General features: G+C 66.6%; 12 protein-coding genes. 10 read left to right on the top strand and 2 right to left on the bottom strand.

Annotation, left to right across the window (positions count from 1 at the left end):
- The 3 genes from NA10_RS32935 to NA10_RS37325 form a co-directional block, all read left to right on the top strand.
- On the top strand, positions 1-1,744 hold a 1,744-nt coding region (locus NA10_RS32935), incomplete at its 5' end, for a thioesterase domain-containing protein (protein WP_157556912.1).
- A gap of 45 nt (positions 1,745-1,789) precedes the next feature.
- Positions 1,790-2,008, top strand: a complete 219-nt coding sequence (locus NA10_RS32930) for an MbtH family protein (RefSeq protein WP_067574615.1) — start codon at positions 1,790-1,792, stop codon at positions 2,006-2,008.
- A gap of 1,327 nt (positions 2,009-3,335) precedes the next feature.
- Positions 3,336-3,542 carry a hypothetical protein gene (locus NA10_RS37325; protein ID WP_157556911.1) on the top strand — a complete coding sequence of 69 codons (207 nt, stop codon included), beginning with the start codon at positions 3,336-3,338 and terminating at the stop codon, positions 3,540-3,542.
- Between the two features lie 311 nt (positions 3,543-3,853).
- Here NA10_RS37325 and NA10_RS32920 read toward each other — a convergent pair whose 3' ends face one another.
- Positions 3,854-5,071 carry a TetR/AcrR family transcriptional regulator gene (locus NA10_RS32920; protein WP_067574622.1) on the bottom strand — a complete coding sequence of 406 codons (1,218 nt, stop codon included), beginning with the start codon at positions 5,069-5,071 and terminating at the stop codon, positions 3,854-3,856.
- A 263-nt stretch (positions 5,072-5,334) separates the two neighbouring features.
- Between NA10_RS32920 and NA10_RS32915 the strand changes: the two genes are divergently transcribed.
- Both NA10_RS32915 and NA10_RS32910 read left to right on the top strand, forming a co-directional pair.
- Positions 5,335-5,778, top strand: coding sequence for an SRPBCC family protein (locus NA10_RS32915; RefSeq protein WP_067574621.1), 444 nt, complete (start codon positions 5,335-5,337; stop codon positions 5,776-5,778).
- Between the two features lie 192 nt (positions 5,779-5,970).
- Entirely contained in the window at positions 5,971-6,432 is a 462-nt protein-coding gene (locus NA10_RS32910) for a MarR family winged helix-turn-helix transcriptional regulator (protein ID WP_067574620.1), read from the top strand.
- Between the two features lie 47 nt (positions 6,433-6,479).
- Here the strand turns inward: NA10_RS32910 and NA10_RS32905 are convergent, their stop codons facing one another.
- Entirely contained in the window at positions 6,480-7,073 is a 594-nt protein-coding gene (locus NA10_RS32905) for an SACE_7040 family transcriptional regulator (RefSeq protein WP_067574613.1), read from the bottom strand.
- Positions 7,074-7,167: 94 nt separating this feature from the next.
- On the opposite strand from NA10_RS32905, the gene NA10_RS32900 reads away from it, so the two are divergent.
- From NA10_RS32900 to NA10_RS39015, 5 genes are read left to right on the top strand one after another with little or no spacing between them, the layout of a single operon-like run.
- Positions 7,168-8,754, top strand: a complete 1,587-nt coding sequence (locus NA10_RS32900) for a carboxyl transferase domain-containing protein (RefSeq protein ID WP_067574612.1) — start codon at positions 7,168-7,170, stop codon at positions 8,752-8,754.
- A gap of 8 nt (positions 8,755-8,762) precedes the next feature.
- The gene (locus tag NA10_RS32895; protein WP_067574619.1) at positions 8,763-10,772 is read left to right on the top strand and encodes an acetyl/propionyl/methylcrotonyl-CoA carboxylase subunit alpha; all 2,010 of its coding nucleotides are present in this window, start codon (positions 8,763-8,765) and stop codon (positions 10,770-10,772) included.
- On the top strand, positions 10,769-11,929 hold the full coding sequence (locus NA10_RS32890; protein WP_067574611.1) for an acyl-CoA dehydrogenase family protein: 1,161 nt from the start codon (positions 10,769-10,771) through the stop codon (positions 11,927-11,929). The genes NA10_RS32895 and NA10_RS32890 overlap by 4 nt, the downstream gene beginning before the upstream one ends.
- A complete protein-coding gene (locus tag NA10_RS32885; RefSeq protein WP_067574610.1) occupies positions 11,926-12,417 on the top strand; it encodes a MaoC family dehydratase in 492 nt (163 codons plus the stop codon). Before NA10_RS32890 ends, NA10_RS32885 begins: the two co-directional genes overlap by 4 nt.
- Positions 12,417-13,250, top strand: coding sequence for an HpcH/HpaI aldolase/citrate lyase family protein (locus tag NA10_RS39015; RefSeq protein ID WP_067574609.1), 834 nt, complete (start codon positions 12,417-12,419; stop codon positions 13,248-13,250). Before NA10_RS32885 ends, NA10_RS39015 begins: the two co-directional genes overlap by 1 nt.
- The last annotated feature ends 1 nt before the right edge of the window (position 13,251 follow it).

Below are 13,251 nucleotides of genomic sequence, written 5' to 3'. Positions count from 1 at the left end.
GGTGCTGGCTATCGGTGAGGCGCTGCCCGCGTCCGTGGCGCAGCGCTTCCGCATCGCGAATCCTTCGGCGCAGCTGTTCAACCTGTACGGCCCGACCGAGGCCGCGGTCTCCATCACCACGCACACCGTGACCGACGCCGATCAGGCATCGGTGGCCATCGGTGCGCCGGAGTGGAACAGCCGGGTCTACGTACTCGATGCCCGCCTCCAGCCGGTGCCCGTCGGGGTGCCCGGTGAGCTCTACCTGGCGGGTGCGCAGCTGGCGCGCGGCTACTTGGGTCGCGCCGATCTCACCTCGGATCGCTTCGTGGCCAATCCCTTCGCCGCGGGTGAGCGCATGTACCGCACCGGTGATCTGGTGGCCTGGAATGCCGACGGCGAGCTGGAGTATCGGGGGCGTACCGATTTCCAGGTGAAGATCCGCGGTTTCCGTATCGAGCTGGGGGAGATCGAGGCGGCGCTGCTGGCCCTGCCGGAGATCGCGCAGGTCGCGGTGCTGGCCAAGGCGGATCGCACCGGGGACCGGCTGGTCGGCTACCTGGTCCCGGCCGAGGGCGCGGAAGTGGCTGTGCCGCGGGTCGAGTCGGCGCTGTTCGCGGCGCTGCCGTCGTACATGGTGCCGTCGGCCTTCGTGGTGTTGCCTGAGCTGCCGCTGAACGCCAATGGCAAGCTCGAGCGCAAGGCACTGCCCGAACCCGCCTTCGCACCGCGCGAATTCCGGGCTCCCGGCACCGAGGTGGAGATCGCGGTCTGCGCGGCCTTCGCCGAGGCGCTCGACGTACCGCGAATCGGACTGGACGACAACTTCTTCGAGCTCGGCGGTAACTCCCTGCTGGCGGTGCGATTGGCCGCGCAGCTCAGTGACGCGCTCGGCGAACGGATTCCGGTCGTGCTGCTGTTCACCGCGCCGACGCCCGCCGGGGTAGCCGCGCGGTTGGACGGTCGCGGGGGCGTCGGGGCGGACAGCGCCTTCGATATGCTGCTGCCGCTGCGCCCGGACGGTACCGGTGCTCCGCTGTTCTGCATTCATCCGGTGGGTGGTGTGGCGTGGTCCTTCGCGGGGCTGACCGCCTACCTCGAGGATGACCGGCCGCTCTACGGTCTGCAATCGCCGACGTTGAGTTCGGCTGTGCCGCTGCCTGATTCGATCGAGGAGTGGGCGCGGCTGTACGTCGGGGAGATCCGCCGGGTGCAACCGGAGGGGCCGTACCATCTGCTCGGCTGGTCGCTGGGCGGCGTGCTGGCGCACGCGGTCGCGGTCCAACTGCAGGAGCTGGGGCAGCGGGTGGCCGTATTGGCCATGCTGGACAGCTCATTGCAGGTGGATTCGGCCGCGCCGACCGGTATTCCGGTCGCCGAACTGCTGGGCGGGCTCCTCGGGGACACCGCCGAGGTGGCCGATCTCGCACCGCACGAGCTGGCCGAGCGCATGTCCGAACTGCCGGAGCCCTTCGCCTCCCTGGGGGCGGAGCGGCTCACCCGGATTGTCGACGGCGGCGTGCGCTCACTCGCGCTGATCGGCGGCTACCATCCGCGCCGGTTCAAGGGTGACCTGCTGTATTTCGCTGCCGCACTGGATGATCCGAGCGGCACGGCCGGTGTCTCCGGGTGGACCGATGCCATCGACGGGGTGGTGCACGCACATGCGGTGCAGGCCACGCACTGGCGGATGACCACACCCGAGGCGTTCGCGCATATCGGCCGCGTACTGAACGCGGTGCTGCGCCGGCCAGGCAGTCACTGACCATCCGCCCCACCCGAACACCCCTGCTGAGAAAGGTAATCCGGAATGAGCAATCCGTTCGACGACGAAGACGCTCAGTTCTACGTCCTGGTGAACGAGGAGGCCCAGCACTCGCTGTGGCCGCTCTTCGCCACCATCCCCGGCGGCTGGACCATCGCGCACGGTCCGGCGCAGCGCCAGGCCTGCCTGGACTACGTCGAGACCCATTGGACCGATATGCGCCCCAAATCGCTCGCCGATGCCATGGCGACCGAAATAGATTAGTCTGCACCCGAAAACTCTTGCGGCACAACGTAATCCGCAAGTAAAGACTCGGGGCGTGTGTACGCCCCGTGCGGCGGTCCCGACGACAGTCCGGGGGTCTGTCCGCGAACGAAGAAAGGAAGAAGATGACCACTCCTCCCGCAACCGATCCCACCGGCGGCGTCGACATCGGCGGCATCCTGACCACCCTGCTCAAGTTCCTGAGCGGTGGCTCGACCACCAGCTACACCCCGCACTGATCCCTCAGCGCCGGAACACTTCTCGAAAGGAAAAGAAAATGCTCAGTGGCAGCGGCTTCACCGATCTGCTCATGGCCTTCGCCCACCTGGTCGGCTCGGGCTCGTCCACCTCGGTCACCCAGCCCACCCCGCCGGTGGTCACTCCGGCCGTCTAGGAGCCCCAATGTTCAGTGGCAGCATGGTAAACGACCTCTTCGCCACCCTGGCCAAGATGCTCGGCACCGGCTCCTCCTACACCTTCCCGCCCCGGTAACAAGCGGAAAGGTGTGCGACCGCCAGAGCGCGCAAACGCCCTGACGGCCGCCCAATCCACCTGAATACGCGCCGCGGCCTACCGTTCCACCACTCCCTGCCGGACCGGTGGGCCGCGGCGTCCAGGCATTTCGAGTATCGCAGCCCGGACAACGCGGCACCCCCGGTCCTGCAGATCGATACGGCGCGGTGACTTCAGCCGATCAGATCATTCGGGTATCAGAGCCCACCGGTGCTCAACAGTCGGTTCGGTTGTGGCACTACTGGGATTGTTGGTGATCGCATTCTCAGTCGTATGGGCCAGAATCCACGCGCCTCCAGTACCGCCACCCGGTCCTCCCGGGTGGCGCGGCCTCCTGCGCCGCCCAGCCGAAGGCGGTGAGCCCCGACCCAAGCCGACCGGTTGGTCGTCGAGGCTGAGGTGAATCGTCCCGAGCGCCTGGACTTGCGGGTTCGACCATGATCCGCGACATCTCCACGCCCATCCGGAATCGGGCCCATGTTGGCTCTGGAAAGCAGTGACTATTCCACCGTCACCGGGCGGGATTCGGCGGAAACAACACGGCGAATTCGACTCACCCCCTTCGCTTCCTGCATCCGCGAATGTTTGGCAAATATATTTGTGGAGAAGACAAGCCATAATCGCCGCGAAAGAGGCCCGGAAGTGTGGGAGCGAATACTTTTCGATACGACGCAACGAAGGGATTCCAATGGTGACGGTTGCGGCAACCAGTGAACACGAAGAGGGCGCAGCAGCGGTGCTGGACCGCACCGCAGCGCGACCTACCGTTCCCGAGCAGTCGCTGTCGGATTGCTATCCAATGGAGAGGAACACCATGAGCCGGAGCAATACGGTCGAGCCGAACACCGTCGGTCTCTACTGGGACCGCGACGGTGATATCTGGCAGCGTGAGGAGGCCGGTTGGCGTCTCATCCTGCAGAGTGGGGTGGCCGTCGATCCGATCTCATTGTGGGAGTGGGAGGACGGGCACGTACAGGACTACGCGCCGTTCACCCCCATGGCAGTCTTCACCGCCGCCTGAAGCAAAAGAAACCACTTGGTATGACAGCTAATTTTTGGCAAATATACTCGGTCGGAAGTAGGCCGGAATCCCGAATGAAAGAGCCGCGGAAGTCGAATGCCCAAGAATTACGGGTAGCGACGCGGTGATGCCGATGAGTAGCTGATCAGGCGAATGGGAAGCGCCGAGTCGAAGATCGCGGCAGTCGGCGGGTAGGCAGTGTGCCCACACTGCCCGCTCCCGATTGTCACGGGCCGGGTCGCGTCGCGTCGCGTGCCCGGCCGCGGCGGTCGCCGGTTCTCCGAGTATTCGGGGTTCCGGCACCGCCGCTCCTACTCGATCGTGCGCCCGCTCCGTCCGAACAGCGTGACCTCCATGAGCCGGATCACCCGCTCCTGCGGGCAGATTCGCAGATCGGCGCCGAACACCCGGCCCATATCGACCACCATGCCGAACCCGGCGTGCACCAGGATTCTGGCCTCGCCCTCGGAGAGTTCCGGGCGCACCGCCACCAGCAGCCGCACCCACTCCGCCACGATGAGCCGCTGCACATTGCGCAGCATGGTGCGCTCCTCGGGCGAAACATGGCCGAACTCCGCGTAATACACGTAGGTGAGCTCACGCTCGGCGAAGGAGCCCGCGACATAGAGGTCGATGAGCTTGCCCAGCGCCTCGGCGGGCGTCGACGACGACGACACCGCCGGACCGATCGCCCCCGACACCCGATCGGCCGCGCGCCGGAAGGCCGCGGCCAGCAGATCACCCTTGCTGCGGTAGTACCGGTACACCGCCGAGGCCGCGGACAGATCCGCCGCGGAGGCGATGTCCTCCACACTCACATTGGGATACCCGCGCTGATGAAACAGCTCGACGGCCTTCTTCAACAGCAGCTCATGCTTGAACGACTGGGGGATCTCGGTGCTGTGCGGCGCGTCCGCATCGGTCCCCGGCGGCGGTAGCTCGGCCTGGACGATGGCATCGCAGGTCGAATGCAGCAGCGCGGTCAGCGGTTTCACCGGCAGCGCCGCATGATGATCACCGATACTGCTGATGACGCTGAACATCGCGACCGCCCGCACCGCGCGCTCAGGCTCGTCCAACTCCGGCCGCACATCCCCGATGAGCCCGCGCAGGATGGTCAGCGCGCGGCCGAACTGCTCCGCGAGCGTCTGCCGATCGGTCTCGTCCAGATACCGCTGCTCCCAGCGCACCAGGGTGACGGTGGCGCGATTGGCGATGGTCTCGGCGATGATGCGATCCAGCACGCTCGACAACCGGGTCCGCGGGTCCAGCCCTCGCGCCTCCTCGGGCGGGGTGCTGGCGTCGATGGTGAGCTGGCCCAGTCGCAACAACTCCTCGCGGAAGAGTGCGTACTTGCTCGGATAGTGCCGGTACAGCGCGGCCGAGGAGATTCCGAGGCGGGCGGCGATGTCCTCCATGCTCACCCCGTGATAGCCGAGCGAGCCGAAGGCCGCCGCCGAGGTGGCGGCGATCTGGGCGCGCCGGTTCTTCGGGCGGCGGCGGATCACACGCTGCTCCTCGACATTCATGCCCGTAATGGTAGCCACCAGGTCTTTTGCCGCCGTGCCGGGTTGGCGGCCGCGCCCGTGATCCGCCGCGTCCCGCCGGGCGGTCGAGCCCGCGCATCGCATCGGGGAACCGTCCGCGTGGAATCAGGGGGAGCGGACGCGAACATCACGAAAGCGTAAGGCGCTCATCTGATTCGGCGTTTCGCGCGCGTTTCCTTCGACTTAACGCTGACTTCTCTCGTAGGCTGCCCAGAGGTTCGGGCGAGATCAGAATGGAGCCGGGCATGCGCACGGTCGATGTTGAGCGCACCATCCGGGCACCGCTGCCGGACGTGTTCGACTGGCTGACCGATGCGACGAATTATCAACGCGTGCCGATGGTTCGCCGCGTGACGCTGGTGCGGCCCGGTGACACCGCGGGCCACGGGGCCGGCGCGGTGCGGTTGATCGTCACCCCGCTGATCCGGCTCACCGAGGAGATCGTGGAGTACAGGCCGCAGCAGCTCATGCGCTACCGCCTGCTGAAATCCGTTCCGCCACTGCGACATCAGGACGGCTTCATCGCCTTCAAGGAGGTCTCGGCCGGAACGCGGGTGCGCTGGTTCTCCACCTTCGAGATCGCCTCGCCGATCATGCCGGGGCTGTGCACCGCGCTCTTCCTGCCGACCATCCGGGCCGGTTTCCTCATGGTGCTACGTACCGCGGAGCGTGAACTCCGCGGTACGTGAGGGCGTTTCGAGCTAGGTTCCGTCTCGAAGTGTTGTAGGCGTACGCGGCGATCCGCCGCGTGATCGCGCCCGCGATGATGGCGGCGAACGCGATCGGCTTGGGCACCGCGGCGGTGAACCGCTTACTGAATGATAATGCATGTACATGTAAGCTCGTGTCAACCCCCGCCCGCCGGAATGAAGGAGCGCCGCATGCCGACTCGAACCACCACCGCGGCCACCAGCGACACTCAGCTCTGGAACCGTGTGCTCACCCTGCATACCCTGGTCGAAAGCCGCCTCGGCACCGCGCTCCAGCGCCACCACGGCCTCGGCCTCTCGGAGTACCGGGCCCTGGTCTTCCTCGACGACGCCCCCGACAACGAACTCCGCATGCAGGATCTGGCCGCCAGACTCGGTCTGAACCAGAGTTCGGTGACCCGCCTGGTCACCCGCTTGAACGCCGCCGATCTGACCTATCGGGATCTGTGCCCCGATGACAAACGCGGCGTGTACACGGTGCTGACCGACTCCGGCCGCACTCGCTACCAGCAGGCCCGTCCCACTTACGAGAACACCCTCACCGCGGCCCTGGCCGAAGCCGCCGAATCCGACCCGGCCGTGGCCGCCCTGCTCACCGCCGCCCGCAAAACGGAAGCGGCGCAGCAGCATTGACCTGCGCCACCGGTGTGGATCCCGGCTGCGGGAAGAGCCGGACGGTATCAGCCCAAGGCTGCCAGGGCCATGCGCCGCAGCACCGGCCGGGCGCGGGTGGCGGTGGCGGCGGGGGCACTGTGCGGGGTGGAGTTGATCAGGCCGAAGGTAGCGTGCGCCTGTACGCGCGCGGTGGCCTCGGGGAGATCGGGATGTAGATCGCGCAGCACCGCGACCCAAACCTCGACGTACTGGCGCTGGGTGCGGCGCACCTGGCGGCGCGCGGATTCGGGCAGATTCTCCAGATCGCGATCCTGAATGCGAATGAGTTCGGGCTCGCCGAGGGCGAAGTCGAGATGGAAATCGATCAGGGCGTCCAGGGCCGCGCCGGGGGACTCGGCCGCCGCGGCCACCGCCCGGCCACCGTCGAGCAGTCGCTGACTGATCCCTACCAGCAATTCCACCAGCAGCGCTTCCTTGTTGGGGAAGTGCCGATACACCGCCGGGCCGCTGATACCCGCGGCCGCGCCCAGATCGTCCAGTCGCATACCGAGGAATCCGCGATCCGCGATCAATCGCGCACCGGCCTCCAGCAACTGTTCCCGCCGCTGCGCTTTGAGCTGTTCGCGCCGGGTTTGGGGCACGGTTTCGTTGTTGCTCACCGCAGGCTCCCTTCCTCGGCCCTGGACAACTCAGTTAGTGAAGATTATCTTATATTCCAGTTATTGGCGATTAACCGAGTGGCAGGATGGCGGCATGACGGTGACTGGGGAGGTGCGCACCGGCAATCGGGCCGCGCATCACGCGCTGGTCGATGAGCTGCGCGAACGCTTGGCGGTCAGTGCGCTGGGCGGTCCGGACAAGGCGCGCGAACGGCATATGGCGCGCGGGAAACTGCTGCCCCGGCAGCGGGTGGACCAGCTGCTCGATCCCGGATCACCCTTCCTGGAGCTGTCACCGCTGGCGGCCACCGGTATGTACGGGGACGAATGCCCGGGTGCGGGGGTGATCGGCGGTATCGGCCGGGTCTCCGGGCGCGAATGCGTAATCATCGCCAATGACGCCACCGTCAAGGGTGGCACCTACTACCCGATGACGGTGAAGAAGCACCTGCGCGCGCAGGAGGTGGCGCTGCAGAACAATCTGCCCTGCGTCTACCTGGTCGACTCAGGCGGCGCGTTCCTGCCCAAACAGGATGAGGTCTTCCCCGATCGCGAACACTTCGGCCGCATCTTCTTCAATCAGGCGAATATGAGTGCCAAGGGGATCGCGCAGATCTCCGCGGTCATGGGTTCGTGCACCGCGGGCGGCGCGTACGTCCCGGCCATGAGCGATGAGACCGTCATCGTGCGCAATCAGGGCACCATCTTCCTGGGCGGCCCGCCGCTGGTGAAGGCCGCCACCGGTGAGGTGGTCACGGCCGAGGAGCTGGGCGGCGGCGAATTGCATTCGCGCACATCCGGTGTCACCGATCATCTGGCCGAGAGCGATCAGGACGCGCTGCGCATCGTGCGCGATATCGTCGCGACCCTCGGCCCCAAGACGCCCACGCCGTGGGAGGTGCGCCCGGTCGTGGACGCCATCGCACCGCAGGATGAGCTGTACGACATTGTGCCCGTTGATCTTCGGACGCCCTACGACGTCCGCGAGGTGATCACCCGCCTGGTCGACGGCGGCGAATTCGGTGAGTTCAAGGCCGAATACGGCCGCACCCTGGTCACCGGCTTCGCCCATATCCACGGTCATCCGGTCGGCATCGTCGCCAACAACGGCGTGCTGTTCAGCGAATCCGCCATGAAGGGCGCGCATTTCATCGAACTCTGCGATAAGCGCAAGATCCCGCTGCTCTTCCTGCAGAACATCACCGGCTTCATGGTCGGCCGCGATTACGAGGCGGGCGGTATCGCCAAGCACGGCGCGAAGATGGTCACCGCCGTGGCGTGCGCGCGGGTGCCCAAGCTGACCGTGGTCATCGGCGGTTCCTACGGCGCGGGCAACTACTCCATGTGCGGTCGCGCGTATTCGCCGCGCTTCCTGTGGATGTGGCCCAATGCCCGCATCTCCGTCATGGGTGGTGAACAGGCCGCCTCGGTGCTCGCGACCGTGCGCGGCGATCAGCTGGACAGTTCCGGGAAGCCCTGGTCGGAGGAGGATCAGGAGGCGTTCAAGGCCCCCATCCGCGACCAGTACGAGGCGCAGGGCAATCCCTACTATTCGACCGCCCGGCTCTGGGACGATGGCGTCATCGACCCCGCCGATACCAGAACAGTTGTCGGCCTGGCGCTTTCGGCGTGTGCGCAAGCGCCGCTGGAAGACGTCTCCTACGGCGTCTTCAGGATGTGATCGCCTTGATGAACAAAGCTCACCCCGTCGCCTTCGATACGGTGCTGGTCGCCAATCGCGGTGAGATCGCGGTGCGGGTCATCCGCACCTTGCGCGCCATGGGAATTCGCTCGGTCGCGGTGTACAGCGATGCCGATGTGAACGCCCGCCATGTGCACGAGGCGGATGTCGCGGTGCGACTCGGCCCGGCCCCGGCGCGCGAGTCGTACCTGGATATCGCCAAGGTGGTGGATGCCGCGGTGCGCTCGGGCGCACAGGCCGTGCACCCCGGATACGGCTTCCTGTCGGAGAATCCGGCCTTCGCCGCCGCGCTCGACGCCGCCGATATCGTCTTCCTCGGCCCGCCGGCCCGCGCCATCGAGATCATGGGCGACAAGATCGCGGCCAAGAACGCGGTCTCGGCCTACGGCGTCCCCGTGGTGCCCGGTATCGCCCGCCCCGGTCTCACCGATGCCGAATTGATCGACGCCGCAACCGATATCGGCTATCCGGTGCTGGTCAAACCGTCCGCCGGCGGCGGCGGTAAGGGCATGCGACGGGTCGAGGATCCGGCCCTGCTGCCCGAGGCCCTGGTCAGCGCCCGCCGCGAGGCGGGTGCGGCCTTCGGTGACGACACCCTGTTCCTGGAGCGATTCGTCCACCGCCCCAGGCATATCGAGGTGCAGATCCTGGCCGACGAATTCGGCCAGGTGCTGCATCTGGGCGAGCGCGAATGCAGTCTGCAGCGCCGCCACCAGAAGGTGATCGAGGAAGCGCCGTCGCCGCTGCTCGACGCCCGTACCCGCGCCCGGATCGGCGCGGCCGCCTGCAATACCGCGCGCAGTGTGGACTATGTCGGCGCGGGCACCGTGGAGTTCATCGTCTCCGCCGACAAACCGGACGAGTTCTTCTTCATGGAGATGAATACCCGTCTCCAGGTGGAGCATCCGGTCACCGAGCTGGTCACCGGCGTGGACCTGGTGGAGTGCCAGGTGCGCATTGCCGCCGGGCAGAAGCTCGCGGTCGGCCAGGAGGACATCAAACTCACCGGGCATGCGATCGAGGCCCGGGTGTACGCCGAGGATCCGGGTCGCGGCTTCCTGCCCACCGGCGGCACGGTGCTGGCGCTGTCCGAGCCGGAAGGTAAAGGCGTGCGCGTGGATTCGGGTCTGCGCGCCGGGACCGTGGTCGGCACCGATTACGATCCGATGCTCTCCAAGGTCATCGCGCACGCCGGTGATCGCGAGTCGGCCATCAAGAAACTCGATGCGGCACTGCGGGATACGCAGATCCTGGGGCTGCGCGCCAATATCGACTTCCTGCGCTTCCTGCTCGCCGATCCGCAGGTGAGGGCCGGTGCGCTCGATACCGGACTGCTGGATCGCCGCGCCGTCGACTTCGCGCCCGCACCCGTCACCGACGCCCAATTCATCGCCGCCGCAACGCAGCTGTGGCTGCGCCGCTGGCCGAGTGGCGCATCCGATCCGTGGGCCACCCCGAACGGCTGGCGGATCGGCGACCACGCTCCCACCGGATTCCGGTTGAGTGGTGGGGATCGCATCGCGCACGTCTACCTTTCCGGCACTCCGGAGCGGGCGCGGGCCTGGCTCGATGACGGTGAAAAGCATTCGCTCACAGCGGTATCGGAGGGCGACCGGCTCACCGTCACCCTCGACGGCCTGCGTACCGGTTACCGCGTCGCCACCGCCGAGGGCCAACTCTGGATTGCCGACGCCACCGGGGTCGCCGTGCTCCGCGAGGTCGCCGAAGCCGATATCCGCGGCGGCGGTGAACACATCGGTGATGCCGAGATCGTCAGTCCCATGCCGGGTTCGGTGATCGCCATTCCCGTCGTGGACGGCAGCGAGGTCGCCGCGGGCACCCCGATCGTGATTGTCGAAGCCATGAAAATGGAGCACACCCTCACCGCCCCCGTGGCCGGTCGCGTGGAGTTGCTCATCGAAGCCGGGGCGCAGGTCAAGCTGGAACAGCCGCTGGCCCGCATTACCGCCTATTCCCAGGAGAACACCGCGTCATGACCGATTTTCTGTCCACCGGCACGCTGCCGGAGGAGTACCGCGAACTCGCCCTCACCGTTCGCGACTTCGCCAATCAGGTGGTGGCCCCGGTCGCCGCCAAACACGATGCCGAGCACAGCTTCCCGTACGAGGTCATCGCGGGTATGGCGGATATGGGCCTGTTCGGGCTGCCGTTCCCGGAGGAATTCGGCGGTATGGGCGGCGACTACTTCGCGCTCTGCCTGGCCCTGGAGGAGCTCGGCAAGGTCGATCAGAGTGTGGCCATCACCCTGGAGGCGGGCGTCTCCCTGGGGGCCATGCCGATCTACCGCTTCGGCAATGCCAAGCAGCGGCAGGAGTGGCTGCCGCTGCTGGCCAGCGGTCGCGCCCTGGGCGCTTTCGGCCTGACCGAACCCGGCGCGGGCAGCGACGCGGGCGGCACCCGCACCACCGCCGAGCAGGACGGTGACAGCTGGATCATCAACGGCAGCAAGCAGTTCATCACCAATTCGGGCACCGATATCACCCGTCTGGTCACCGTCACCGCCGTCACCGGCGAGACCGATGGCAAGAAGGAGATCTCCACCATCATCGTGCCCGCCGACACCCCGGGTTTCGTGGCCGAGCCCGCGTACAACAAGGTCGGCTGGAATGCCTCGGACACCCATCCGCTGAGCTTCACAGATGTGCGCGTCCCCGCCGAGAATCTGCTCGGTGAGCGCGGTCGCGGCTACGCCAATTTCCTGCGGATTCTCGATGAGGGCCGCATCGCGATTGCCGCCCTGTCGGTCGGCGCGGCGCAGGGCTGTGTGGACGAGAGCATCAAATACGCCAAGGAGCGTGAGGCGTTCGGCCGGCCCATCGGGAGCAATCAGGCGATCGCTTTCAAGATCGCCCGGATGGAGGTGCGCGCGCATATGGCCCGCACGGCCTACTACGACGCGGCCGCGCTCATGCTGTCGGGCAAACCGTTCAAGAAGCAGGCTTCGATCGCCAAACTCGTCGCCAGCGAGGCCGCCATGGACAATGCCCGCGACGCCACCCAGATTTTCGGCGGCTACGGCTTCATGAACGAATATGCTGTGGCGCGGCACTATCGCGACAGCAAGATCCTGGAGATCGGCGAGGGCACCACGGAGGTGCAGTTGATGCTTATCGGACGAGAGCTGGGCCTGTGACCGAGGGCGGTACGCCGGAGGTACGCCGAGTCGTACAGCGCGGCCTGTGGTTCGAGGAGTTCGAACTCGGTGTGCTGTACGAGCATCGGCCCGGCCGCACCATTACCGAGGCCGACAATGTCCTGTTCACCACGCTCACCATGAATACCCAGGCGCTGCACCTGGACGCCGCGTTCGCGGCCACCCAGGAGCCGTTCCGGCAGCGGCTGGTGAACTCCATGTTCACCCTTTCCACGCTGGTGGGTCTGTCGGTGGCGCAGCTGACCCAGGGCACCATCGTGGCCAATCTCGGCTTCTCCGAAATCGCTTTTCCCAAACCGCTTTTCCACGGCGACACGCTGTACGCCGAGACCGAGGTCACCGACCTGCGGGAATCCAAGAGTCGTCCGGGGGAGGGCATCGTGACCTTCGCGCACACCGGCCGCAACCAGCACGGGGATGTGGTGGCCACCGCCCACCGCAGGACCCTGGTGAGGAAGCACGCGTAATGAGCTGGGAGATGCCCGGACCCGCATGGCTGTTCTGTCCCGCGGATCGGCCCGAGCGCTATGGCAAGGCCGCCGCCGCGGCCGATGTGGTGATCATCGATCTGGAAGACGGTGTGGCCGAGGCCGATAAGGCCGCCGCCCGCGAGGCGCTGATCGCCACCCCGCTGGATCCCGAACGCACCGTGGTGCGGGTGAACGCGGCGGGCACGGTCGAGCACATGCTGGATCTGGATGCCCTGCTGCGCACCGAGTATCGGCGGCTCATGCTGCCCAAATGCGAATCGGCGGAACAGATTACGCGGCTGGCCGACTACGAGGTAATCGCGCTCATCGAATCGCCGCTGGGCGCGATGGCGGTCGGCCGCGCGGTCATGGTGCGCAATGCCATCGGCGTCATGTGGGGTGCGGAGGATTTGGTGGCGGCGCTCGGCGGCAACTCCAGCCGTCATGCCGACGGCGGATACCGCGATGTGGCGCTGCATGTGCGTTCGCAATCGCTGTTGGCGGCCAAGGCATATGGCAAGTTCGCACTGGATTCGGTCTTCCTGAACATTCCCGATCTGGCCGGGCTCGCGACGGAGTCGCAGGACGCCGTAGCGGTCGGGTTCGATGCCAAGGTCGCCATTCATCCCAGTCAGATACCGGTCATTCGGCGCGCCTATGCGCCCGTGGCCAAGGAAGTCGATTGGGCGCAAAGGCTTTTGGCCGAGGTGCCGAATCATCGGGGTGTCTTCACCTTCGAGGGACGAATGGTGGATATGCCGGTCATCCGGCATGCCGAGCGGATCGTGCAGCGCGCGCAGGTCGCGGACAGCGCGGGATTCGCGTCGTAGG

Source organism: Nocardia acidivorans NBRC 108247 (assembly GCF_001625085.1).
Classification (GTDB): Bacteria; Actinomycetota; Actinomycetes; order Mycobacteriales; family Mycobacteriaceae; genus Nocardia; species Nocardia acidivorans.
This window is presented reverse-complemented; position numbering and strand designations above follow the sequence as displayed.